The organism is Corynebacterium sp. HMSC034A01, assembly GCF_001838175.1.
Lineage (GTDB): Bacteria > Actinomycetota > Actinomycetes > Mycobacteriales > Mycobacteriaceae > Corynebacterium.
This window is the reverse complement of the sequence record NZ_KV835964.1, coordinates 16036-39128: the sequence shown is the minus strand read 5'-3', so window position 1 is coordinate 39128 and position 23093 is coordinate 16036. Positions and strand designations below refer to the sequence as shown.

Below are 23093 nucleotides of genomic sequence, written 5' to 3'. Positions count from 1 at the left end.
TCGGCCCCGGAGGCCCCGAAGACCGGTGGAGTACACAGGCGAGCCCTGCCGAAAACTAGTAGCGAAGCATCTCGGCGACAAGGAAGGACAGCTCGAGGGCCTGCTCGGTGTTGAGGCGGGGGTCGCAGGCGGACTCGTAGCGGCCGGGCAGGTCGACGTCGGTGATGTCCTGGGCCCCGCCGAGGCACTCGGTGACGTTCTCGCCGGTGAGCTCGATGTGGATACCGCCCGGGTGGGTGCCCAGCTCGCGGTGGACCTCGAAGAAGCCCTGGACCTCGTCGAGGATCTTGTCGAAGTGGCGGGTCTTGTAGCCGTTCGAGGAGGTGAAGGTGTTGCCGTGCATCGGGTCGGACTGCCAGACCACCTTGTGGCCGGATGCCTCGACGGCCTTGACAATGCCCGGCAGGGCCTCGCGGACCTTGTCCTGACCCATGCGGATGACCATAGTCAGGCGTCCAGGCACGCGGTCCGGGTCCAGCTTGTCGCCGTAGGCGACGGCCTCTTCCGGGGTGGTGGTCGGACCTAGCTTGATGCCGATCGGGTTGGAGATCAGGGCGGCGAAGTTGACGTGGAAGTCGTCGATGCCGCGGGTGCGCTCGCCGATCCAGAGCTGGTGGGCGGACAGGTCGTAGAGTCTGGTGTCGCCGTTGGAGTCGGTGGCCAGGCGCAGCATGGCGCGCTCGTAGTCCACCAGCAGCGCCTCGTGGGAGGCGTAGACGTTGGAGGTGCGCAGGTTGTCGTCGCGCACGCCGCAGGCGTCCATGAAAGCCAGGGACCGGGAGATCTCGCGGCCCAAAGCTTCGTAGCGCGCACCTGCCGGGGAGTTGGTCACGAACTCGCGGTTCCAGTCGTTGATGTTGTGCAGGTCCGCGGTGCCTGAAGCCGTCAGGGCACGGACCAGGTTCATGGCTGCAGACGAGTTCGCGTAGGCGCGGACCATGCGCGCGGGATCGTGGCGGCGCGAATCTTCGGTGGGCTCGACGCCGTTGACGATGTCGCCGCGATAGTTGGGCAGGCCGTTGGCGTCCAGGTCGGAGGAACGTGGCTTGGCATACTGGCCGGCGATGCGGGCCAGCTTCACCACGGGCATGGAGGCACCGTAGGTCAGCACCGCGGCCATCTGCAGCAGGGTGCGGACGTTGGCGCGGATGTGGGGCTCGGTGTTGGACTCGAAGGTCTCGGCGCAGTCGCCGCCCTGCAGCATGAACGCCTTGCCGTTGGCGACGTCGGCCAGCTGGGTCTTCAGCTCCTCCACTTCGGGGGCGAGCACGACCGGCGGCACGGACTCCAGGATCTTGCGCACATACTGCGCCTGGGCGGGGTCCCAGGAAGGTTGCTGCTTCGCGTCGCGGGAGATTGCGTCCTGGAACTGCTCGTTCAGGTCGCCCGGCAGCGGGGGCAGGTCCGGCAGTACGTCTTTGGGGATGTCGATTGTCCAACTCACCCATTCAGTTGTAGCACGATTCACCCCAGGCTACAACCACCTTCACCTGCAATTTCCCAAAATGCGAAGATTGAATCTCACTATTTGGACACAGTGCCGGAGGCGTCGATAGGCAATGCCTCCATGCACACCCGGAATTTGCGCAGGTTGTGGCGCGCGTCCACGAGTGCATCGTGGTTGCCGTCCGGGACCTTGGGCAGGCGCGGACGCCCCGCCATCTGCCAGTACTGCTTCAGCTCGCGGGTGTAACGCGGCAAGTCCTTGGGCAGGCCGGCCATGTCACCCCAGAGTTGGGCGAACACCACGTGGTCGTAGGCGCCGACCCACGCCCACAGCTCCGGCTTGCCGCGGCCGGCGGTGAGAAACGCGTGGGCCTCGTCGCGGATCTTCTGCAGCGGCTTCCACGCCGGGTGCGAGGCGCGCGGCAGCTTGCTCAGCACGTTCTCGCGCACCCATTCGTTGGCGTTGGAAGCGTCGAACTCCGTGCTCACGGCATAGAATTCGCGCCCGTCCTCGGCGACAATGCCGATGGAGACTAGCTCGATGGTAGAGCCGTCCTCTATAAATTCAGTGTCGTAGAAATACCGCATCTACTTGCGCGACTCCGACCGGATGTCGTCGAGAAGCTCGCGTCTCGACGGCCCCTTCGGCCCGCCGCGGCGGGGCCAGAACATCACAGCAGCCACCGCCAGTACTGCGAGCGGCCCGGCCAACTTGGGATACCAGCCGGCCTCAGAAGCGACCAGGTAGATCGCCACCACGACGGCGACCAGAGCAAAACGGATAATCAGGGGTTTGTTCACGGGCGTGCCTCCTCCGGGTATTCCCCCGTCTCCGCCAGGGACTTCTTCACGTCCGAGGCGTAGACATCCACGTAGTCCTCCCCCACCATGTCCGCCAGGCGGCGCATGCAGTAGTCCGTAAACGAGCGCATGACCTCGCGCGAGTCGGGGTCGAAGCCGTGCTCGGCGGCCCACGCATGGGGGTGGATCTGTTCGGAGACCCTGATGCGCACCTTCACCGGTCGCGGGATTTTCGTGCCAATCGGATTCGCCTCACCGGAGCCGATCATGCCGATGAGCACGACAGGTGCGCCGGTGGCCATTGCCACACGCGCCATGCCGGTGCGGCCCTTGTACACGCGCCCGTCCGGGGATCGGGTGCCCTCCGGGTAGATGCCGAACAGGTCGCCTTTACCCAGCACTCTTTCCGCCGCGGTCTGCAGCGCGTCGCCGGCGCCCTTCGCCCCGCGGTCCACGGGGATCTGGCCCACCGATGAGAAGAAAAATTTCTGGATGCGCCCGGAGAGCCCCTTCCCCGTGAAGTACTCCTTCTTCGCGGGGAAGGTGATCTGGCGCCGCACCATCAGCGGCAGGTAGAACGAATCCAGCACGGCCTGGTGGTTGGACACCAAAATGGCGGCGCCGTCGTCGGGGATGTTGTCCGCGCCTTCGATGGTGGGTCTGTTCCACACAAGCAGCGGCGGCCCGAGAATAACCTTGAACAGGGAATACCACTTGTTGTTCATCGTCGCTCGCCTTCTACAGCAGTTCACGGGCCAGATCAGCGACCCCGATCATACCCGCCCGGGACCCCAGCTCAGCGCAGAGGATCTCCGGCTGCGGACGATATCCGGCGCCGACGATGTTGGCCTCCATGGAGGTGCGCGCGTCGTCCAGGTAGAGGTCGGCGTCTTCGCTCACGCCGCCGCCGAGGACGACCTGCGCGGGATCCAGCACATCGGCGACGATTGCCAACCCGCGGCCGAGCCAGGTGGAGAAGCTGTCCAGGGCAGCCAGTCCCAGCTGGTCGCCGGCACGGGCTGCGGCCATGATGTCGTGCCCGCTCGCCCGCTTCTCGACGACCGCCCGGTACACCGACGAATCGCGGAAGCTGCCTTTGGTGGCGATTTCAATCGCGCAGTCCACAAGCGACGTGCCGGAGGCGTAGCGCTCCAAGCACCCCTGTTTGCCGCAGGAGCACACGCGACCGCCGGGGACCACGGTGATGTGGCCGATTTCGGGCGCGGTGCCGAATGCGCCGCGGTAAATCTCGCCGTGGTGCATCAGCGTCGCGCCGATGCCTGTGCCCACGGCGAAGAACACCCAGGTGTCCAGGTCTCGGCCGGCACCGTAGCGGTATTCGCCCCAGGCGGCGGAGTTCGCGTCGTGCTCGAGGCGCACCGGCAGGCCCAGCGCCTGCTCGAGGTCGCGGCGCACGGGCTGGTCGTCGCGCCAGGCCAGGTGCGGCGCGAAGCGGACGATTTCGCAGTCCGGGTCCAAAAAGCCTGCCACGGCCACGCCGACTGCCCCGATGTCGTGCTTGGCGCGCAGCTCGCCAACCATCTCGACGATCGTGCGGGTGAGTCCCTCAGCGTCGTGCGGGGTGTCGGTGCCGAGCGAATCGACGATCACACCGTCAGCGTCCACCACGGCGGCGCGTGCGTTTGTGCCGCCGATGTCGAATCCGACGGTCATCGGTGAGTGAGCAACCATGGAATGGCAGTCTAGTCCCGCCGCTTGCCAGCGCCGCATAGCGCAGCCAGCCGCGCCCCGAGCACGTCCCAGGAGAAGTGCTCGGTCACATGCGTGCGTCCGGCGCGGCCCATGCGGGTGCGCCTTTGGTCGTCGAGAAGCAACTGCGCAATTGCCTGGGCGACGGCATCGGTGTCCCGCCCATCGACCACCACCCCCGTCTCCGCGGTGACGGTCTCGGGCGCGCCGCCGGAGTTGCCCGCGACGACGGGCACGCCGCAGGCCTGCGCCTCCAGATAGACGATGCCCAGGCCCTCGACGTCCAACCCGCCGAGGCGCGTGCGCGCAGGCATGGCGAACACGTCCGCGGCCGCCACGATGTCACGCAGCCGCTCCCCCGGCACCGCGCCCGTGAATACGACGCCCTCGCCCGCCATCGCCCGCAGCTTCCGTTCGTACGGGCCGGAGCCCACGATGACCAACCGGGCGCCTTGTGCTTGTCGACGAACCTCCGGCCAACCCCGAATCAGCACATCTTGCCCCTTCCTGGCCACCAGCCGCGAGGAGCAGACCACCAGCGGCGCGCCGTCGACGCCGAGGTCCTCGCGGGTGGCGGCCCGCTGGGATGCTGTGGCGGGACGGAAGAACTCCGTGTCCACGCCGGACGGCAGCGCCACGAACCGGGGGTGGGTGCCGAATGCTTTCAGACGCTGCCGGGTGTAGTCCGAGATGTAGGTGACCGTGTCTGCGCTGCGGCCGATGGCGGCTAGGGCCCGGCGGGCGACGGGCAGCATGCCCCAGCCGACCTCGTGGCCGTGGGTGGTGGCGATGACGGTGGTCGCGCCGGCCCGCTTCGCGGCCGCGCCCATCAATGCCAACGGTGCAGCGGCCCCGAACCACACCGTGCCGATCCCGTGGGCGCGTATCAGACGCTGCATCTCGCGGGCCGTCGCCGGGGTGGGCAGCATGACGCGGCGCGGCCAGCGCACCACCATGTAGGGCACGGAGGCGTCCCACTCTCGCGCGGCGACTGCGTCTTGGGTGGAGGCGAACACCACGAGGTTGTCCGGGCCTACGCGGCGTGCAAGTTCAGCGGCGAAGTCCCGCAAATACGACTGAATCCCGCCCACGGTGGGCGGGAAGTCGTTGGTGACCAGCAGCGTCTTAATAACGCACGGCCCCCTGGACCGGCATGGAGTTCAGCGGCACCACCTGGATCGGGATGCCGTAGTCCGAGGAGTGGACCACCATGCCGTCGCCGATGTACATGCCCACGTGCGTCACACCCGGGTAGTAGCCGATGATGTCGCCCGGCTGCAGGGCATCCATCGACACCGGGGTGCCGCCCGCGAGCTGCGCCTGCGAAGTGCGCGGGATACCGATACCGTTCTGGGCGTAGGCCCACACCATCAGACCCGAGCAGTCGAACGCGTCCGGGCCAGCTGAGCCCCATCCGTACGGCTTGCCCAGCTGCGCCATGGCCGCTGCGACGATTCCGGAGTCCGCGCCAGGCAGGAACGCCGAGTCCACCGGGTTGTCCTTGTTCATCCAGCGCTGGCGGTCAGCCTCGCTCAGGCTGTCCACGCGGCGCTCAATGTCGGCGACGCGCAGATCCAGCTCCTCACGCTCCTCCTCCAGCTTCTTGCGCTTGCCGTCCAGCTCGTTGCGCGCGTGCTGCGCTTCCGCCACCGCGATGCTGGCTACGCTCGCGCGCTCGCCGGCGGCGCGGTTCGCGTCCTCAAGTTCCGAAAGCGCGCGCTGTGAATTGCGTCCGAGCGCAGCCAGGTACGCCGACCGGTCGATCGCCTCCTGCGGATTGCCGGAATCCAGCGTGGTCAAAATCGCATCCGACTGAGGGATACGGTAGCGGGTATGCGCGATGTCGCCGACGTTCTTGCGCTGCGCGTCGGAAACCCCGCGGAGCGACTCCAGCTGGGACTTCGCCTCGGCCGCGCGGGCGTTCGCCGAGCGAAGCTTCGCCTCGGACTCGGCGATCTCGTCTTCCAGCTCCTTGATCTCCTCGGCCTTCGCCGTGGCGTCGTGGGAAACGGATTCCATCTCCTCGATCAAGGTATCTACGTCGTCCGCCAGCGCCGGGGCGGCGGGAAGCACCGTGGTGGCGATGACGCTTCCTGCGACGGTAGCCGCAACGGCGGCGCGGGAGCGGTTGGAGCGGAGCGAGTGTTTACCCACTATGGACACCTCTTCAGATTTCGGCGCGAACGAACAAACTATAGCTGCTCCGGGCGCCGTCGCAAAGCAAAATGCTCAACGTGTGATTTGAGTGAATACTGAGGTAAGAGAGAAAAAATGCCCCGCCCCCGCAAAGCGGGACGGGGCACATTCTCCGGCTACTAGAAGCGAACCACAGAGTGGATCGGCATCATGTGCAGATCACGGTAGCCCACCGGGATACCGGAGTTCAGCGCGTCGATGATCTGGCCGTTGCCGGCGTAGATGGCGACGTGGGAGGCACCACCGTAGTAGGCGACAATGTCGCCCGGCTGGATATCGCTCAGTGCGACCTGCTGGCCGGCGGAAGCCTGAGCCTGGGAGGTACGCGGGATGGACTTGCCAGCCTGCGCGTAAACCCAGGAGGTGAAGCCGGAGCAGTCGAAGGCATTCGGGCCTGCTGCGCCGTAGACGTACGGGGAGCCGATCTTGGACTGCGCAATGGAAACGATGCGCTCACCGATGGACGGCTCCGGCGCCGGTGCCGGAGCGGCAACCGGTGCGGAGTAGGTCTGCTGGACCGGAGCCGGGGCCGCCGGACGGACCTGCTGCTCAACGTTAGCGAGGAACTGGCTGAAGCCCGGGACGTTAGCCACGCCCGGCAAAGCCTTCACGGAAGCGATAGCGTTCTGGACGTTGCCGTTTGCCGGGGCACCTGCGAGCGACGGGATCCAAGCGTCAATGCCCGGAATGGAAGCCACACCCGGCACGTTCTCGATGCCCGGGACCTGAACGGAAACCGGAGTGTTGGGAACACGAACCTCTGCTGCGGAGGCGGCGGCCGGCGCGACCAGTGCGGCGCCCGCTGCGACGGCTACGGTAGCCGCTGCTGCGCGTGCTGCGGTGTTGTCCTGGCGACGGTGCTTTGCCACGATAATTCTCTCCATATCTTCTCTTCGCCAACCGGGTTAGCTGTCGGGCGGGGTGCTGAGAAATGGCCCTGCGCCCCTCGGGAGCACTTCGCTCCGCGGTGGTTCCCCGGTCCCCATGGCGCGCGTTCCGCGGGGTGCGGTCCGCCGCTTCGGGTTACGGCTCATATGTTGTTTTCGGTACATGCTGCCAACGGCTGTTGTCGCAATGTCTCGAACAGGTTACGAAACGGCAACAACGGTGTCCACCCGCCACGCCGTTACAGTTCCGTTATCAACCAAAATTGCCCTTTTCACGGTTTCGCCGCGTCGGCATTTAACTTCCACTCAGACACCCGACGATCCCGCATTTACCCCTTCTATGCTGCGGCTTTTCGAACCCATAGTGCACCCATAGCGACCTCACCCGCTTTGTACTCAAGCACAACCTGAGAATCTCTGTGGTCTTTGTCACATGGCGGAGTTTACGGGATTGTAACCAAGAAAAAGGCCCTCTTCCCGTTGCCGGGAAGAGGGCCTTTTCGCGACCGCTAGAGCGCTGTCTTTACTCCGTGACTACTCCGCGTTCTCGTGGGTTGCGTCGCGGTCGGAGCGGTCCTTGGCGGCCTCAAGGGCACGCAGCGTCTCGACGGCCTCGTGGTGCTTCTGCTCCTCTGCATCGCGCACACGCTCGGTGACACCGATTTCTGCCGGGGAGAACTTGCCGATGGTGTCGGAGTCCGCGAAGCCGAGCTGGTTCATCTGCTTCGGCACGCGTGCACCTGCGTACTCCAGCGGCACCGGGTGGCCGTGCTCGTCCACCGGGCCGAGCGGCTGGTGGATTTCCACGAACGCACCGTTGGGCAGGCGCTTGATCACGCCGGTCTCGATGCCATGCTCCAGGACCTCACGGTCGGAACGCTGCAGGCCGATGCACAGGCGGTAGGTAATGAAGAATGCCAGCGGCGGCAGCACGATCAGACCGATACGGCCAACCCAGGTCATCGCGTTCAGCGAGATCTGGAAGAAGTGCGCCACGTGGTCGTTACCACCGGAGATGGTCAGCAGCAGGAAGAAGGTCAGACCCATAACACCGACACCGGTGCGCACAGGAACGTCGCGCGGACGCTGCAGCAGGTTGTGGTGGGCGGTGTCGCCGGTGACCTTCTGCTCGATGAACGGGTAGGTGATCAGGAGAACGACCATCAGGCCACAGAGCAGGGCCACCCAGAACGCACCCGGGATGGTGTAGTTGCCCAGGTAGAGCTCCCATGCCGGCATGACACGAGCAGCACCGTCGGTCCACAGCATGTAGATATCCGGCTGGGAACCGGCGGACACCTGGGACGGGTTGTACGGGCCAAGGTTCCAAATCGCGTTGATGGAGGTGAGACCAGCCATGGCGGCAAGTACGGCGAACACGACCATCATGTAGCCGATTGCCTCGGTGGCGAACACCGGCATGATGCGCACGCCGACGACGTTGTTCTCGGTGCGGCCCGGGCCCGGGAACTGGGTGTGCTTCTGGAACCAAACCAGTGCGAGGTGAGCCGCAACCAGGGCGAGGATGATGCCCGGCAGGATCAGCACGTGGAGGATGTAGAAGCGGTCCAGCATCAGGTCAGACGGGAAGTCGCCGCCGAAGATTGCCCAGTGCATCCAGGTGCCGATGATCGGCAGACCCAGAATGATGGCGGACATAATTCGCAGGCCAACACCGGAGAGCAGGTCGTCCGGCAGGGAGTAGCCCATGAAGCCCTCGATCATGCCCAGCAGCACCAGGGTGACGCCAATGAGCCAGTTGGCCTCACGCGGGCGACGGAACGCGCCGGTGAAGAACACACGCATCATGTGGGCGAACATCGCCATCATGAACATCAGCGCGGCCCAGTGGTGCATCTGGCGGACAAACAAGCCGCCGCGGACGTCGAAGGAAATATCCAGCGCGGTTGCGTATGCGCGGGACATTTCGACGCCGTTAAGCGGCAGGTACGCACCGTCGTAGATGACCTTGGTGATAGACGGGTCAAAGAACAGTGCCAGGTAGATACCGGTCAGCAGCAGGATGATGAAGCTGTACAGCGCCATCTCACCGAGCATGAAGGACCAGTGGGTCGGAAAGACCTTGTTCAGCTGCGGGCGCAGAACGCCCGAGATTGTGTAGCGCGAATCAACGTTATCCGCGACTTGCTCAAGTTTAGTGCTCATTAGGACTGACGCTCCCAGAATGCCGGGCCGACGGGCTCAATGAAGTTCCCGTTGGCGATGAGGTAACCGTCTTCGTCAACAGTCACAGGCAGCTGCGGCAGTGCGCGGGCGGCCGGGCCGAAGACCGGCTTACCGTACTGCAGAGCGTCGAACTGCGACTGGTGGCACGGGCACAGAATGCGGTTTGTCTGAGCCTCGTAAAGCGAGGTCGGGCAACCGATGTGCGTGCAGATCTTGGAGTAGGCGTAGTAGTCGCCGTAATGGAAGTCCTCCTGCCCCTCACGCTCGACCGCCTTCTCCGCGTCCTTCGAACGCAGGCGGATGAGCATGACCGGGTTACGCGGACCGTGGATCGAGTGCATGTGGTGCTCGTAGACGTCACGCTGCGGGTCGTACTCGTCGCCGTCGTTGACGTCCTCCGGGTAGAGCGGGAACACCGTTTCCATTGCGGCGGCTGCGAGGTCCTCCGGGCGCATGCGCACCAGGCGGGAGACACCCGCGGTGGTGTAGTGCGAGCCGGTTTCGCCCTCGTGCAGCTCGGCGATCGCGCCGGTGTCGCGGCCGAGGTAGACCTTCACACCCTTGTCTTGGATGGTCCAGCCGTGGGTCCACAGGGTGCCGTCGCCGTGGTAGTCCAGCTCGTGGCGGACCTTCCACGGGTTCTTGATCGCGCCACCGAGGGGAGCAATAACCATCAGGCCGGCGAGAACACCGGCGGTGCCGAGCAGGCCCTTCAGTGCCGAACGACGGCCGAGGGTCGACGTCTCCCATGCGTCGTTCAGCAGCGCGGTGGTGGTGCGGCGGTCCAGCTCGCTGGAGCGGCCGTCGTGGCGGCGCTGCACTGCGATCTCTTCCGGCACGAACTTCTTCACGTACTGGATGATCGCGACGCCAAGACCGCAGAACGCCAGCGCGGACGTCAGACCCAGCAGCGGGGTGTAGAGGGTGTAGATGAACAGACCCTCGTCGCCGTGGAACTTCGGCTCCCACGGCCAGAACAGGTACACGCCGAGGAAGGCCAGCGCGGAGATGACCGAGATGGTCAACCAGATGCCGATGCCGGTGGCGGCGGACTTCTCGCGCGGGTCGCCCTCGACCGGGTAGCGCTCCTTGCGGTACGCCACCGTGACGTCGTCGAGCTCGGTGCCCAGGGCAGCCAGCTCCGCATTGCTCATGCGGTCCAGCTCTTCCTTCGTGTAATTCTTCTTCACATCACTCATGAGCGAGATCCAATCCACATAGCAGCGGCAGCGACCAGGGTCACGCCGATGATCCACATCGCCATACCTTCAGAAACGGGGCCGAGGCCGCCGAGGGCGTAGCCACCCGGGGACGGGGTTTCCTTGGTGGACTTGATGAAGGCGATGATGTCCTTCTTCTCGTCAGCGGAGAGCTGGCGGTCAGAGAACTTCGGCATGTTCTGCGGGCCGGTGAGCATGGCCTGGTAGATCTCCTGCTCGTTGGCCGGATCCAGCACCGGTGCGTACTTACCGGAGGAAAGTGCGCCACCGCGGCCGGTGAAGCTGTGGCAGGACGCGCAGTTCAGGCGGAACAGCTCGCCGCCACGGGCGACGTCTGCTTCCTGGATCTTGCCGTCGAAGTCCTTGCCGCGCAGCTCCTCCATAGCCAGCGAGCCGTCCGGGTTGTACACCAGCTCCGGGCCACCGCCGTTTGCCGCGACGTAGGCAGCAAGTGCGAGCGCCTGTTCCTCGGTGTAGCGCGGACGCTTGCGCTCGGCCTGAGCGTCGTTGGACATCATCGGCATGCGGCCGGAGTTGACCTGGAAGTACACGGCACCTTCGCCGGTACCGATGAGCGACGGACCGCGGTCCTCGACGCCCTGCAGGTTCGCGCCGTGGCAGGTGATGCAGGCGACGTCGTAGAGGTCCTTGCCCTCCTGGATCAGTGCCTGGTCATCACGGGCTGCCGTTGCCACCTGTGCGTTCGGGGTCAGAGCAGATGCGAGCAGACCCGCACCGGTCAACCCCAGCGTCAGGGCCGCTGCGCCAGCGAGCGTGCGCTGCGTCTTGCGTCCCTGGCGCTTCTTCTTGGGTGTGTTTTCCATTGTGTTCCCTTTATCGACTTTTCAGAACTTTTCCGCTCCCCCAGGCAAACGCCTGGAAGAGGACTACTGAACGAGGTAGATGGTGATGAACACGCCGACCCAGATGGCGTCGACGAAGTGCCAGTAGTAGGAAACTGCCATTGCGGCGGTTGCCTGAGCCGGGGTGAACTTCGACTTGGCCACGCGCAGCAGCACCACGATGAACGCGAGGATGCCGGCGGTCACGTGGGCCATGTGGAAGCCGGTGATGATGTACACCACCGAACCGAATACGGAGGACTGCGGCGTTACGCCGGCCAGCACCAACTCGGTCCACTCGTAGGCCACCAGGCCGAGGAAGATGACGCCCAGCACAACGGTCACAGTGAACCACTTGCGCAGGCCGAACACGTCACCCCTCTCGGCGGCGAAAACGCCGAACTGGGAGGTGAAGGAGGAAGCGATCAGCACAGCGGTGATGATGCCGCCGAACAAAACGTTGATGTGATCGGTCTGGGTGCTCCAGTCACCATTAGCGAGGCCGTTTGCGCGCGACGTGAAGTACATCGCGAACAAACCGGCGAAGAACATGAGCTCTTGGGCGAGGAACGCGATCGTGCCCACGCTGACCATGTTCGGACGGTTCAGCGCTGGGACGCGATTCTGCGGCGTCGCCATATCTTGGTTTGTCATTGCGGTCGTCACGGGTGAGATTATCCCCTATCTCGTCCTGATATTCATCTCACTCACCCCCGAAATTTTCCTGTGAACCTGTGTGCAACCAGCAGGTTTTGACTGCATCCTTGTTGCGGAGAAACTTTCTTCGTTTTCCCGGGAACTTTTTCGCCGCGCATCCGACTAGATCAATGCTGGTCATCGCGTCGTCCGCCCGTACCCCTCCCCCTCCGAGACGTTTTGGCCAAAATAGTTTCGCACTTTTTCGAGTTGCCGCGAAGTTCCCGAGTGTGCCTGATCTCACACTTTGAGTGGCCCGGCGCAGCGGTCCAAACGGGGGACCAACTTTCGGATGACTGCGCCATAAACCGCACGATAACCATAGAAAATTCCCCCGCCGCGACCATTCGCGGCGGGGGAATTCTCGATTCAGCGTCTAGTGCTTCTCGCGCGGGATACCGTACTGCAGGCTCAGCATGGTGGTGGCCCAAATCAGGAACACCGCACCCAGGGCGAGCAGCCACAGCTGCCAGAAGGCGATGCCCAGGCCGAGCACCAGAATGGCGACGGACATCGTGAACGGCCAGATGGAGCTCGGGGAGAAGAAGCCGAGCACACCAGCGCCGTCCTCGATCTCCGCTTCTTCCCAGTCCTCCGGGACGATATCCATGCGGCGCTCGGTGATGTCGAGGTAACCACCGAGCATGAAGGACATGGCGGTAGCGAGCACGAGGCCGACTGCGCCGACCCACTCCACGCCGAAGAGGTACGCGTCCTCACCGATCCAGGCGGTGGCGAGGATGTAGAACACGGCCATCAAAGCAAGGAAGGTGCCGATGGCGTAGAAAACCTTTGATCCAGTTCCCATGGCTTCGCTCTCTCTTTCTTAAACGTTCGCGTTCGGGTCGACAGTGTTGTTGCCGTCGCGGGAATCAGTGCGGCCCGAGACGAACGGACGGGTGGAGGTCGCGTACGGGTCCTCACCAATGGACTTCAGCGCCTCGGAGTTCGGTGCACCCGGGTTGTCGCGGCGGAACTGGATGTACTGCTCGAACTTCTCCGGGGTCACGGCACGGACCTCGAAGTTCATCATTGCGTGGTAGGTACCGCACATCTCGGCACAACGGCCGACGAAGGCGCCCTCTTCTTCAATGCGCTCGATCTGGAACGCGCGCTGCTGCTGGTTGCTCTCCGGGTGCGCGTAGACGTCACGCTTGAACAGGAACTCCGGAACCCAGAATGCGTGGTTCACGTCGCCGGACGCGAGGCGGAACTCGATCGCAGTGTCAGTCGGCAGCACCAGAACCGGAACTTCCTCGGTGGAGCCGATGGTCTCAATCTCGTTGAAGTTGAGGTAGGACTGGTCGCCCATGGAGGTGCCGTGAATCGGGTTCGCGTTGTGCATGTCCTCCGGGTCGTACTTGGTCTCCTCCGCCAGCGCCTGACGCTCGGCATCCAGACCGTCGTAGTCCTGGCCGTCGGCGGTCAGCTCACCGGCGACGTTGGCGTAGCCGAACTTCCAGTTCCATTGGTAGCCGGTGACGTCCACGGTCACCTTCGGGTCCTTGTCCAGAGCAGTGGTCTTCGTCTGCGCCTGGACGGTGAAGAAGAACAGCACCATCACGATGATGATCGGCAGAATGGTCAGCCCCAGCTCGAGGCCGACGTTGTACTGCGTCTGGCGCGGGAACTCGCCGGCGCCGCGCTTGGTGCGGGCCTTACCGTTCCAGCGCACGATGGCCATGATGAACAGCCCCCACATGATGATGCCGATAATCCAGGCGGCAACCCAGGTCCAGACCCAGAAGTTGTACATCTGGGTGCCCTCCGGGGTGACCGGGTCCGGCCAGCCCATGTCGAGGATGTTTGCGACCGCCTCCGGCGCAGCAACGTCACAGCCAGCAAGCCCGAAGCTGCCGAGCAGGAGCGCGCCCGCGACGCCGGCCTTCTTGGCGAAACCGCGGTTTACTTCCTTATCCACGTGTGTCTGCCTTCCTGTCCACACTAAAAACACTGAATGCCCATGTTCGTGACAGAACATTCCTACGGGGTCAGAATAGTTCATCCGGCTTGGCCCGTCGGAATCTAGGAAGTGGAGGTTGCGGTGGGGCGGGAGGAACGTCGATAAGCAAGTGCTTAGCGACGATAAAGCTTCGCCCGGCAAACGAAGCCGTGAAAAAGTTCATCCTTAAGTTGGCCCCCTTATGGGGCACGGCGAAAGTTGGGCGGTTCCGGTTCACGAAAATCGGCCCCAAAACCTTATTGTTGAGGGGACTTCCCGCCGCGTAAAAACGGCGCACCTTATATATACGGAGAGGTTTGAGTATGTGTGGCCTTCTTGCCCTGCTTACCGCGGACGCAAACGCAGCCCAGTTCGTTGATTCTGTCGAGCGCGCCCTGCCGTGCATGTACCACCGCGGCCCGGACGCCGCCGGCACCTGGAACGACGACTCGGCCGTGTTCGGTTTTAATCGCCTGGCCATCATCGACATCGAGCACTCCCACCAGCCGCTGCGCTGGGGCCCGGCAGACAACCCGGAGCGCTACGCGCTGACGTTCAACGGCGAGATTTACAACTACGTCGAGCTGCGCGAGGAGCTGCAGGCGGCCGGCTACAGCTTCAACACCGGCGGCGACGGCGAGCCGATCGTGGTGGGCTTCCACCACTGGGGCGCGAACGTAGTGGAGCATCTGCGCGGCATGTTCGCCTTTGTCATCTGGGACACCGAAACGCAGACGATGTTCGCGGCGCGCGACCAGTTCGGCATCAAGCCGCTGTTCTACGCCACCACGGACAAGGGCACGGTCTTCGCTTCCGAGAAGAAGTCCATCCTGGAGATGGCGCCGGAGCTCGGTCTAGGACTGGGCCTTGACCGCCGGGCGATTGAGCACTACGTGGACCTGCAGTACGTGCCGGAGCCGGAGAGCCTGCACAAGGAGATCCGCCGCGTCGAGTCCGGCTGCACCGTCACCTTGAAGCCGGGCGGCGAGGTGCACTCGGACCGCTACTTCAAGCCGGACTTCACATCTCAGCCGGTGCCGAAGGGCAAGGAGCAGGACCTCTACGACCGCATCGCGCGTGCTCTGGAGAATTCCGTGGAAAAGCACATGCGTGCCGACGTCACCGTGGGCTCCTTCCTCTCCGGCGGCATCGACTCCACCGCGATTGCCACCCTGGCCAAGCGCCACAACCCGAACCTGCTCACCTTCACCACCGGTTTCGAGCGTGAGGGCTACTCCGAAGTTGACGTGGCCGCCGAGTCCGCAGAGGCGATCGGTGTCGAGCACATCGTGAAGATTGTCTCCCCCGAGGAGTACGCCGACGCGATTCCGAAGATCATGTGGTACCTGGACGATCCGGTTGCGGACCCGTCGCTGGTGCCGCTGTTCTTCGTGGCGCAGGAGGCGCGAAAGCACGTCAAGGTGGTGCTCTCCGGCGAGGGCGCAGACGAACTGTTCGGCGGGTACACCATCTACAAGGAGCCGCTGTCGCTCGCGCCGTTTGAGAAGCTGCCGGGCGCGCTGAACAAGGGCCTGAACCGCTTGAGCCGCGTGCTGCCGGAGGGCATGAAGGGCAAGAGCCTGCTTGAGCGCGGCACCACCCCGATCGAGGACCGCTACTACGGTAACGCCCGCTCCTTCAACTTCGATCAGCTCGAACGCGTGCTGCCGTGGGCGAAGCGTGAGTGGGACCACCGCGAGGTCACCGCGCCGATCTACGCGGCATCCACCGAGATGGACCCGGTGGCCCGCATGCAGAACCTGGACCTGTTCACCTGGATGCGCGGCGACATCCTGGTCAAGGCCGACAAGATGAACATGGCCAACTCCCTCGAGCTGCGCGTGCCGTTCTTGGACAAGGAGGTCTTCGAGGTCGCCCAGACGATCCCCTACGACCAAAAGATCGCCAACGGCACCACCAAGTACGCCCTGCGCAAGGCGATGGAGCAGATCGTGCCCCCGCACGTGCTGCACCGCAAGAAGCTGGGCTTCCCGGTGCCGATGCGCCACTGGCTGGCGGGCGACGAGCTCTTCGGCTGGGCGCAGGACACCATCCGCGAGTCCCAGACCGACGACATCTTTGCCAAGGACCAGGTGCTGGAGATGCTCAAGGAGCACCGCGACGGCGTCTCCGATCACTCCCGCCGCCTGTGGACGGTGCTGGCGTTCATGGTCTGGCACGGCATCTTCGTCGAGCACCGCATCGACCCGCAGATCGAGCACAAGGACTACCCCGTCCAGCTCTAACGCGGCCATTTTCCGGCGAATCCGGCTGCTTGCATGACGGCTGCCTGGTTCAATGGACTGCATGTCAACTGCACGGAAAGTCCTCATCGCAGTAGGCGGTGTCCTCGGCGCACTGATGCTTGTCGCCGTCGCCGCCGCGTTCGTCTACGGCCCCACCATGACCGCGAAGGTTTCGGGAACCGCGCGATTCTGGGGTACGGACACACCAAGCCGCTACGCAAAGACGGTGTTGGACCTGTCGGAGGAGGGCATCTACGGCGACTCCGAGGAGTTCCGGGCCGCGCGCGCCGCAGCCGAAGATGCGGTTCAGGGGGCATCTTCGCGTGACGACGTCCGCTCCGCCCTCAACGATGCCGTGAAGGCTGCCGGCGGCAAGCACTCCAAGCTCATCGAGCCTGGTGCCGAGCAGGACAACGCAAGTGAAGCGGACACCCGCTCCCCGTCCGTGAATGTCAGGGGCGGCGTGGCCTGGGCGACGGTGCCCGGTGTGGGCCGCCACGACGACGGCCAGCACTACGCCGACACGCTTGCCGAAGGGCTGGCCGCCGCCCGCGACGGCGGTGCCTGCGGCGCAGTAGTGGACCTTCGCGGCAACGACGGCGGGGACATGGGACCGATGCTCGCCGGGGTCTCTCCCCTACTGCCGGACGGCACGGCGCTGGAATTTGTTTCCAACGCCTACGCCAGCCCCGTAACCGTCGAGGGCAACGGGGTGCGCGGCGGCGGGAGCCCGACGACCACCTCCGGCGGCAAGTGGGACGCACCAGTCGCGGTGCTTGTCGACGGCGATACCGCTTCCTCCGCCGAGGCCACCATGCTGGCGTTCCGGGGCTTGGACAACGCCAAGAGTTTCGGCACCCCGACAGCCGGCTACGCCTCAGCCAACATGGTCTACGACTTCCCCGATGGCAGCGCACTGATGCTGACCATTGCGAAAGATAAGGCACGCACCGGCGAAATTTTCTCCGAGGACCCGATTCAGCCCGATGAGCCCGGCGACGAAGACGCGGCCCTCGCGTGGCTCGCGGCCGAGCACAGCTGCAAATAGCGCACGAAAAAGCTCCGCACCGATCGCGGTGCGGAGCTTTAGCCGTCGATAAGCAGGAAGTGCTTAGTTGAAGCTGTCGCCGCAAGCGCAGGCGGAACCCGCGTTCGGGTTGTCGATGGTGAAGCCCTGCTGCTCAATGGTGTCCGCGAAGTCGATGGTCGCGCCCATGAGGTACGGCACACTCATCTTGTCCACGACCAGGCGCACGCCGCCGACCTCGTCGGCCTTGTCGCCGTCCAGGTCACGGTCGTCGAAGTAGAGCTGGTAGCGCAGGCCAGCGCAGCCGCCCGGCTGGACAGCGATACGCAGGGACAGGTCGTTGCGGCCCTCCTGATCAAGCAGGGCCTTCGCCTTCGCAGCGGCGGCCTCGGTGAGGTTCACGCCGGTGGTAGAGGTGGGGGCAGTCATTGCAGTCTCCTTCGTGCCTCGACTCAAGTCTTTCGATGTGGAGTGGCGCCCATGCTACGCGCCACTGGCCATGCACAGTGCAACCGGTAGGCGTGCCGGGTTATTCCACTCCCGCACGCGGGCCTTGTAGCCTAATGAGCGTGAAACTTCCCTGGCAGAAAACCGAGCAGAGCGCAGACGCGGCGCAGGGCTCGACGAAAGTCGAGCTGCCTGAGGCTGATGGCGTTGACAAGGCTGACACCACGGCCGAGGCCGAGCAGGCGGAGGAACAGCTCCCCAAGGGCTACACCCCGCCGAAAGGCCGCCCGACGCCGAAGCGCATCGACCAAGAGATCAAGCGCGGCGTGGTGCGCGACCCCAACGCCGCCACCCCGGCGCAGATCCGTCAGCGCGAAAAAGAGCTGAAGAAGACCATGTCCAAGGAGGAGTGGAAGGCACACAAGAAGAAGGTGCGGGAGGAAAACCGCGCCCGCAACCGCGAAATCCAGGCCCGCATGGACGCCGGCGACGAGCGCTACCTCACCGAGCGCGACCGCGGCGAGGTCCGCGGGTTCGTGCGCGACTGGGTGGACTCCAAGCGCTTCTTCAACAACTACGTCATGCCAGCCGCGCTGGTGCTTCTGCTGATCATGCTGATCGGCACCTGGCTGCCGCGCGTGTCCGCCGTGCTGTCGCTGCTGAGCCTGCTGTTCATGCTGACCATCTTCATCGAGGGCTTCATCATCGGCATCCGCGCCAACCGCGCGGTGCGCGAGAAGTTCCCGGAGGCCGACACCGGCTTCGGCCTGGGCATGTACGCCTTCTCCCGCGCCACCCAGCCGCGTAACTGGCGCACCCCGAAGCCGCGCGTGGCCGTGGGCGAGCAGGTCTAGGCCATGCAGTTTCCGCCGGTTGACGCCCCGAAGCAGTCCCACGGCCACGCCGTCGCCGACGCATTGGCGGGCTCTGCCGCAGGGCTGGCGCTGGGCAGGCTGGGCTCCTTGGCGTCGAGGATCGCCTCGGTGCAGGGCAAGGATATCCCCGCCCTGTTTGTCCGCCCGCGCGTGGTGGTCGTGGCGGGCACACACGGCGTCGCTGCACGCGGCGTGTCCGCGTGGACGGAAGACGCGGGCGCCGCACAGGCCGAGCAGCTGCGCGCCGGCGCCGGCCCGGCCCACGCCGCGGCGCGACTCGCGGGTGCGACGGTGCGCTTCATCGGCGACTACCTGGACACCCCCACCGGCGCCATCGACGTGGAGCCCGCCACCTCCCCCGAGGTGTTCGATGCCGCCCTCGCCGCCGGCGCGGAAGTGGCCGACAACGAGATCGATTCGGGTGCGGACCTGATCATCCCCGGCGACATCGGGGTGGGCAACACCACCGTCGCTGCGGCGGTCTACGGCGTGTTCACCCGCACCGAGCCGGTCAAAGCCATCGGCCGCGGCTCCGGCATCAACGACAAGGTGTGGAAGGTCAAGGTCGCCGCCGTGCGTGACGCGATGTTCCGCGTGCGCGGTTTCCGCGAGGACACCGAGCGCGTCTGCGCCGAACTCACTGGCCCGGACTTCGCGTTTCTGGTGGGGCTGATCGCCCAGTCCGCCGCGCGCCGCACCCCGGTGCTCATCGGCGAGGCCTACCCCGCCCTCGCCGCCTACGTGGCCGAGCGGCTCGCCCCCGGCACGAAGGCGTGGCTGATCGCCGGCCAATCCACCGCGGAACCGGCACACGCCGGCTGCCTCGAGGCACTGGGCCTCACACCCGTACTGGCGCTGGAAATGAAAACGGGCCAGGGCGCAGGGGCCCTGGCCGCGCTCGGCCAGCTCAACCTCGCCGCGGAGTTGGCGGGTGAGGTGCTGGCCGAAGGGGCGTCGATAGGCAATTAGCTCTCGATGAGCACGGTGTTCCAGCCGTGGGTGTCCTCGACATCGCCGGTCTGGATGCCGCGGAGGCGCTCGCGCATGGCCATGGTGATCTCACCGGCCTCGTTGTTGTTCACCGTGAACTCGCCCTCATTGGACTTCACGGTGCCGACCGGGGTGATCACGGCCGCAGTACCGCAGGCCATGGTTTCGGTGATCGTGCCGTCCTCGACGCCGGAGCGCCACTGCTCGACGGTGATCTTGCGCTCCTCGGCGGTGTAGCCCAGGTCCTCGGCCACCTGCAGCAGGGACTTACGGGTGATCCCCGGCAGCAGCGAGCCGGTCAGCTCGGGGGTGATGATCTTCGCGTCCGCGCCCGAGCCCTCGACGAACATGAGGTTCATGCCGCCCATCTCCTCGATGTACTTGCGCTCGATCGCGTCGAGCCAGACCACCTGGTCGCAGCCCTTCTCCGCCGCCTGCTGCTGCGCGAGCAGGGACGCGGCGTAGTTGCCTGCGAACTTCGCGTCGCCCGTTCCACCGGGGGCAGCGCGGACGTAGTCCTCGGAGATCCAGACGCTAACTGGCTTGATACCGCCGGAGAAGTACGCGCCGGCCGGCGAGGCGATGATGTAGAAGCTGTAGCTCGACGACGGCTTCACGCCCAGCGTCTTCTCCGTGCCGATCATGAACGGGCGCAGGTACAGCGATGCCTCGCCGCCGGCCTCCGGCACCCAGTCCTTGTCAATGTCCACGATCTGGCGCACCGCTTCCAGGAAGACCTCCTCCGGCAGCTCCGGCATCGCCATACGCGCGGCGGAGTTGTTCAGGCGCTTCGCGTTCTGCTCCGGGCGGAACGCGGTGATGCTGCCGTCCGCGTGGCGGTAGGCCTTCAGCCCCTCGAAGATGGCCTGGCCGTAGTGGAACACGTTGGACGCCGGATCCAGCGAGATCGGCTCATAGGCGCGCACCTGCGCGTTGTGCCAACCTTCGTCCTCGGTCCAGTCGATGGAGACCATGTGGTCCGTGAACTGCTGGCCAAACGCCGGGTCTTCGAGGATCTTCGCGCGCTCGGCGTCGGGGGTGGGGTTCGCGGTGGGGGTAATTGTGAATTCGATCTCAGCCATACGGGCCAGGGTACTCCCCTCGTTCAGTACCCTCACAGGGTGTAATTGCCCGCACAACGAAAGGACATCCATGGCCTTCGACATCAGCCTTCCCGCCCGCGGCACCACGGTGCACACAACGCTCGGCGCCACCGCCCCTGAGGGTGCGGCGCTGCTTATCCCCGTCGCGAACGGCGAGGACGGCATCGAGGTCCCGGTCACCGCGCTCGCCCCCAAGGGTCTTCTGGAGGCACTGGTTGCGGTCGGCGCCAAGGGCACCGAGGGCGAGGTGACGCGTCTGCTTATCGACGGCTCCCTGGTCACCGCATTCGGCCTCGGCGACGCCTCCGAGATCGACGATGAAGCCGTTCGCCGCGGCGTCGGTGCGGCTGCGCGCGCGTTGAACGACGTGGAGCGCGCCGCCATCTCCGCCGAGTTCGGCGTCGCCCCCGTGGTGGAGGGCCTACTGTTGGGCGGCTACACCTACACCGGCTTGAAGTCCCAGGCAGAGGTGCAGGACGACGAAAACGCCGACGCCGAGACGCCGCAGACCACCGAGGTCACCGTCATCGACGCCGACGAGGACGAGTACAACGCCGCCGTGATTGTCGCCGAGTCCGTGAACCTGGCCCGCGACCTGGTCAACACCCCCGCCAACTTCCTCTACCCCGAGTCCTACGCGTCCGTGATGGGCGAGGTCGCCTCTTTTGCGGGCTTGGATATCGAGGTGCTCGACGAGTCCGCGCTGGAGAGCCAGGGCTTCGGCGGCATCCTGTCTGTGGGCCGCGGCTCCTCACGTCCGCCGCGCCTGGTGCACCTGACCTGGGCGCCTTCCGGGGCAGCAAAGAAGGTCGCGCTGGTGGGCAAGGGCATCACCTTCGACACCGGCGGCATTTCGCTGAAGCCTGGCTCCGGCATGGAGGACATGATCTCGGACATGGGCGGCTCCGCAGCCCAGCTCGCCGTGATCGCCGCGGCGGCGCGCCTTGAGCTGCCGGTGCGCGTCGACGCCTGGCTGCCCCTTGCGGAGAACATGCCGTCCGGCACCGCCACCCGCCCGGGCGACGTGATCACCCATTATGGCGGCATCACCAGCGAGGTCATCAACACCGACGCCGAGGGACGCCTCGTGCTTGCCGACGCCGTCGCCCGCGCCTGCGAAGACAACCCGTCCTACCTGATCGAAACGGCGACCTTGACCGGCGCGCAACTGGTGGCGCTGGGCAACCGCACCGCCGGCGTGATGGGCTCCGACGAGCTGCGCGACCTCATCGCCGAGACCGGCCGCGGCGTCGGCGAGCAGGCTTGGGCCATGCCGCTTCTGGAGGAGCAGGAGGACGAGCTGAAGTCCCCCATCGCCGACATCCGCAACACCCACAACGCGCGCACCGGCGGCATGCTGTTTGCGGGCCTGTACCTGTCCCGCTTCGTGCCGGAGGACGTCGAGTGGGCGCACGTCGACATCGCCGGCCCCGCCTGGAACGGCGGCGCCCCCTACGGCTACACCCCGAAGCGTGCCACTGGCGCGCCGGTGCGGACGATTGTGGAGACGTTGTCGCGCCTCGTCGATAAGCAATAGCTAGCCGTAAGGATTCTCGCCGCGCTCGAACCGGGCGCGGCGCTGCTTTTGCTCCTCCCGCTTGCGCAGGATGCGCTCCTGCTCGATCTTTCTGCGCATGCGGTCGGGGTAGCCGGTCTCCTCGACGTCGTAGAGCATGATGCCCAACATGTCGGCCACCTGGTCGATGCCCTTCGGGCCGCCGATGCGGCGGCGGGTGTAGTTGCCCTTCTCGTCCACAAGGACGACGGACATCTCGTTGACCATCGTCTCCGGCTCGACAAAGCCCTCCACGTACGACCGCCCGACGACCCAGTCACGCAGGTACTGCGCATCGTCCGGACGAATCGTCTCCCCCGGTGCGCGGGGCGGTTTAAACGTCGTGGACTTCTTGCCTTTGCCGAACAGGTTGAACACGTCCCACATCATACGGTGCACTTCGGGCAGGAAAGGTCACCCCTTGGGCAACGTGCGGGGCTTGTTACAGGTACGCTTTGTGCCTGTATAGCTTCCAACGTTTCAATGAGGAGACTTAAGAAATGGCGCACTCAGTTGAGATGCCCGAGCTGGGCGAATCGGTCACCGAAGGCACGATCACCACGTGGCTGAAGGAAGTCGGCGACACGGTCGAGGTGGACGAGCCGCTGCTCGAGGTCTCCACCGACAAGGTCGACACCGAAATCCCGTCCCCGGTCGCAGGCGTGATCCTGGAGATCAAGGCCGACGAGGACGACACCGTTGAGATCGGCGACGTTATCGCCATCATCGGCGACGAGGGCGAGGAAGCGGACTCCTCTTCCGATGAGAAGGAAGACAAGGCTGAGGCTGAGGAGCCGGCCGAGGAGAAGGCTGAGGCTGAGGCGCCGAAGAAGGACGACAAGCCGGCCAAGAAGGCCTCCGGCGACGCCACCGACGTGGAAATGCCGGAGCTGGGCGAGTCCGTCACCGAGGGCACCATCACC

Annotated in this window: 23 protein-coding genes and 1 riboswitch; of the genes, 6 read left to right on the top strand and 17 right to left on the bottom strand. The window is 65.2% G+C overall.

Going from position 1 to position 23093, the window contains the following annotated elements; all coding sequences use genetic code 11:
• Positions 1-55: 55 nt before the first annotated feature.
• The 14 genes from HMPREF2791_RS06055 to HMPREF2791_RS05985 form a co-directional block, all read right to left on the bottom strand.
• Entirely contained in the window at positions 56-1444 is a 1389-nt protein-coding gene (locus tag HMPREF2791_RS06055) for a class II 3-deoxy-7-phosphoheptulonate synthase (RefSeq protein ID WP_070475146.1), read from the bottom strand.
• Between the two features lie 80 nt (positions 1445-1524).
• Positions 1525-2034: a polyadenylate-specific 3'-exoribonuclease AS gene (locus tag HMPREF2791_RS06050; protein WP_070475145.1), complete on the bottom strand. Its 510-nt coding sequence runs from the start codon at positions 2032-2034 to the stop codon at positions 1525-1527.
• Positions 2035-2247: a hypothetical protein gene (locus HMPREF2791_RS06045; RefSeq protein WP_070475144.1), complete on the bottom strand. Its 213-nt coding sequence runs from the start codon at positions 2245-2247 to the stop codon at positions 2035-2037. It lies immediately after the preceding gene.
• Complete coding sequence (locus HMPREF2791_RS06040; protein ID WP_070844736.1) at positions 2244-2972, bottom strand: lysophospholipid acyltransferase family protein; 729 nt, start codon at positions 2970-2972, stop codon at positions 2244-2246. Before HMPREF2791_RS06040 ends, HMPREF2791_RS06045 begins: the two co-directional genes overlap by 4 nt.
• Positions 2973-2985: 13 nt before the next feature.
• Complete coding sequence (locus HMPREF2791_RS06035; RefSeq protein ID WP_070475142.1) at positions 2986-3939, bottom strand: ROK family protein; 954 nt, start codon at positions 3937-3939, stop codon at positions 2986-2988.
• Positions 3940-3950: 11 nt separating this feature from the next.
• On the bottom strand, positions 3951-5087 hold the full coding sequence (locus HMPREF2791_RS06030) for a glycosyltransferase family 4 protein (RefSeq protein ID WP_070475141.1): 1137 nt from the start codon (positions 5085-5087) through the stop codon (positions 3951-3953).
• Entirely contained in the window at positions 5083-6111 is a 1029-nt protein-coding gene (locus HMPREF2791_RS06025; RefSeq protein ID WP_070844735.1) for a C40 family peptidase, read from the bottom strand. The genes HMPREF2791_RS06030 and HMPREF2791_RS06025 overlap by 5 nt, the downstream gene beginning before the upstream one ends.
• Before the next feature lie 161 nt (positions 6112-6272).
• The gene (locus HMPREF2791_RS06020; protein ID WP_070844791.1) at positions 6273-7022 is read right to left on the bottom strand and encodes a C40 family peptidase; all 750 of its coding nucleotides are present in this window, start codon (positions 7020-7022) and stop codon (positions 6273-6275) included.
• 13 nt (positions 7023-7035) lie between these two features.
• A riboswitch (cyclic di-AMP (ydaO/yuaA leader) is annotated at positions 7036-7164 on the bottom strand.
• 410 nt (positions 7165-7574) lie between these two features.
• The gene (locus tag HMPREF2791_RS06015; protein WP_070844734.1) at positions 7575-9206 is read right to left on the bottom strand and encodes a cytochrome bc1 complex cytochrome b subunit; all 1632 of its coding nucleotides are present in this window, start codon (positions 9204-9206) and stop codon (positions 7575-7577) included.
• Positions 9206-10426, bottom strand: a complete 1221-nt coding sequence (locus HMPREF2791_RS06010) for a cytochrome bc1 complex Rieske iron-sulfur subunit (protein ID WP_070475138.1) — start codon at positions 10424-10426, stop codon at positions 9206-9208. The genes HMPREF2791_RS06015 and HMPREF2791_RS06010 overlap by 1 nt, the downstream gene beginning before the upstream one ends.
• A complete protein-coding gene (locus tag HMPREF2791_RS06005) occupies positions 10423-11271 on the bottom strand; it encodes a cytochrome bc1 complex diheme cytochrome c subunit (protein WP_070475137.1) in 849 nt (282 codons plus the stop codon). The genes HMPREF2791_RS06010 and HMPREF2791_RS06005 overlap by 4 nt, the downstream gene beginning before the upstream one ends.
• A 63-nt stretch (positions 11272-11334) precedes the next feature.
• Positions 11335-11955 (bottom strand): aa3-type cytochrome oxidase subunit III, encoded by a 621-nt coding sequence (locus HMPREF2791_RS06000; protein WP_210400162.1) that lies wholly within the window; start codon positions 11953-11955, stop codon positions 11335-11337.
• A gap of 406 nt (positions 11956-12361) precedes the next feature.
• Positions 12362-12793 carry an aa3-type cytochrome oxidase subunit IV gene (locus tag HMPREF2791_RS05990; RefSeq protein WP_070475135.1) on the bottom strand — a complete coding sequence of 144 codons (432 nt, stop codon included), beginning with the start codon at positions 12791-12793 and terminating at the stop codon, positions 12362-12364.
• Positions 12794-12811: 18 nt separating this feature from the next.
• Entirely contained in the window at positions 12812-13906 is a 1095-nt protein-coding gene (locus HMPREF2791_RS05985; protein ID WP_070475134.1) for an aa3-type cytochrome oxidase subunit II, read from the bottom strand.
• 344 nt (positions 13907-14250) lie between these two features.
• On the opposite strand from HMPREF2791_RS05985, the gene asnB reads away from it, so the two are divergent.
• Positions 14251-16173: an asparagine synthase (glutamine-hydrolyzing) gene (asnB, locus tag HMPREF2791_RS05980; protein WP_070844732.1), complete on the top strand. Its 1923-nt coding sequence runs from the start codon at positions 14251-14253 to the stop codon at positions 16171-16173.
• Positions 16174-16234: 61 nt separating this feature from the next.
• A complete protein-coding gene (locus tag HMPREF2791_RS05975) occupies positions 16235-17221 on the top strand; it encodes a S41 family peptidase (RefSeq protein WP_070844790.1) in 987 nt (328 codons plus the stop codon).
• 63 nt (positions 17222-17284) lie between these two features.
• On the opposite strand, the gene HMPREF2791_RS05970 is transcribed toward HMPREF2791_RS05975, so the two are convergent.
• Positions 17285-17629: a HesB/IscA family protein gene (locus HMPREF2791_RS05970; protein WP_034998489.1), complete on the bottom strand. Its 345-nt coding sequence runs from the start codon at positions 17627-17629 to the stop codon at positions 17285-17287.
• Between the two features lie 140 nt (positions 17630-17769).
• Between HMPREF2791_RS05970 and HMPREF2791_RS05965 the strand changes: the two genes are divergently transcribed.
• On the top strand, positions 17770-18501 hold the full coding sequence (locus HMPREF2791_RS05965; RefSeq protein WP_070844789.1) for a DUF3043 domain-containing protein: 732 nt from the start codon (positions 17770-17772) through the stop codon (positions 18499-18501).
• A gap of 3 nt (positions 18502-18504) precedes the next feature.
• The gene (locus HMPREF2791_RS05960; RefSeq protein WP_070844731.1) at positions 18505-19491 is read left to right on the top strand and encodes a nicotinate-nucleotide--dimethylbenzimidazole phosphoribosyltransferase; all 987 of its coding nucleotides are present in this window, start codon (positions 18505-18507) and stop codon (positions 19489-19491) included.
• On the opposite strand, the gene HMPREF2791_RS05955 is transcribed toward HMPREF2791_RS05960, so the two are convergent.
• Positions 19488-20594 carry a branched-chain amino acid aminotransferase gene (locus HMPREF2791_RS05955; protein ID WP_070844730.1) on the bottom strand — a complete coding sequence of 369 codons (1107 nt, stop codon included), beginning with the start codon at positions 20592-20594 and terminating at the stop codon, positions 19488-19490. The genes HMPREF2791_RS05960 and HMPREF2791_RS05955 overlap by 4 nt on opposite strands.
• 70 nt (positions 20595-20664) lie before the next feature.
• On the opposite strand from HMPREF2791_RS05955, the gene HMPREF2791_RS05950 reads away from it, so the two are divergent.
• Positions 20665-22152, top strand: coding sequence for a leucyl aminopeptidase (locus HMPREF2791_RS05950; RefSeq protein WP_070844729.1), 1488 nt, complete (start codon positions 20665-20667; stop codon positions 22150-22152).
• Here HMPREF2791_RS05950 and HMPREF2791_RS05945 read toward each other — a convergent pair whose 3' ends face one another.
• On the bottom strand, positions 22153-22548 hold the full coding sequence (locus HMPREF2791_RS05945) for an oxidoreductase (protein ID WP_070475217.1): 396 nt from the start codon (positions 22546-22548) through the stop codon (positions 22153-22155).
• A 122-nt stretch (positions 22549-22670) separates the two neighbouring features.
• On the opposite strand from HMPREF2791_RS05945, the gene HMPREF2791_RS05940 reads away from it, so the two are divergent.
• A partial coding sequence (locus HMPREF2791_RS05940; protein WP_305764546.1) for a biotin/lipoyl-containing protein occupies positions 22671-23093 on the top strand: 423 nt, incomplete at its 3' end.

Excerpts from the sequence above, each read along its gene's own strand:
- HMPREF2791_RS06050 (WP_070475145.1), bottom strand. The coding sequence starts at position 2,034 with ATGCGGTATTTCTACGACACTGAATTTATAGAGGACGGCTCTACCATC.
- HMPREF2791_RS06040 (WP_070844736.1), bottom strand. The coding sequence starts at position 2,972 with ATGAACAACAAGTGGTATTCCCTGTTCAAGGTTATTCTCGGGCCGCCG.
- HMPREF2791_RS06035 (WP_070475142.1), bottom strand. The coding sequence starts at position 3,939 with ATGGTTGCTCACTCACCGATGACCGTCGGATTCGACATCGGCGGCACA.
- HMPREF2791_RS06015 (WP_070844734.1), bottom strand. The coding sequence starts at position 9,206 with ATGAGCACTAAACTTGAGCAAGTCGCGGATAACGTTGATTCGCGCTAC.
- HMPREF2791_RS06010 (WP_070475138.1), bottom strand. The coding sequence starts at position 10,426 with ATGAGTGATGTGAAGAAGAATTACACGAAGGAAGAGCTGGACCGCATG.
- HMPREF2791_RS06005 (WP_070475137.1), bottom strand. The coding sequence starts at position 11,271 with ATGGAAAACACACCCAAGAAGAAGCGCCAGGGACGCAAGACGCAGCGC.
- HMPREF2791_RS05990 (WP_070475135.1), bottom strand. The coding sequence starts at position 12,793 with ATGGGAACTGGATCAAAGGTTTTCTACGCCATCGGCACCTTCCTTGCT.
- asnB (WP_070844732.1), top strand. The coding sequence starts at position 14,251 with ATGTGTGGCCTTCTTGCCCTGCTTACCGCGGACGCAAACGCAGCCCAG.
- HMPREF2791_RS05975 (WP_070844790.1), top strand. The coding sequence starts at position 16,235 with ATGTCAACTGCACGGAAAGTCCTCATCGCAGTAGGCGGTGTCCTCGGC.
- HMPREF2791_RS05970 (WP_034998489.1), bottom strand. The coding sequence starts at position 17,629 with ATGACTGCCCCCACCTCTACCACCGGCGTGAACCTCACCGAGGCCGCC.
- HMPREF2791_RS05960 (WP_070844731.1), top strand. The coding sequence starts at position 18,505 with ATGCAGTTTCCGCCGGTTGACGCCCCGAAGCAGTCCCACGGCCACGCC.
- HMPREF2791_RS05955 (WP_070844730.1), bottom strand. The coding sequence starts at position 20,594 with ATGGCTGAGATCGAATTCACAATTACCCCCACCGCGAACCCCACCCCC.
- HMPREF2791_RS05950 (WP_070844729.1), top strand. The coding sequence starts at position 20,665 with ATGGCCTTCGACATCAGCCTTCCCGCCCGCGGCACCACGGTGCACACA.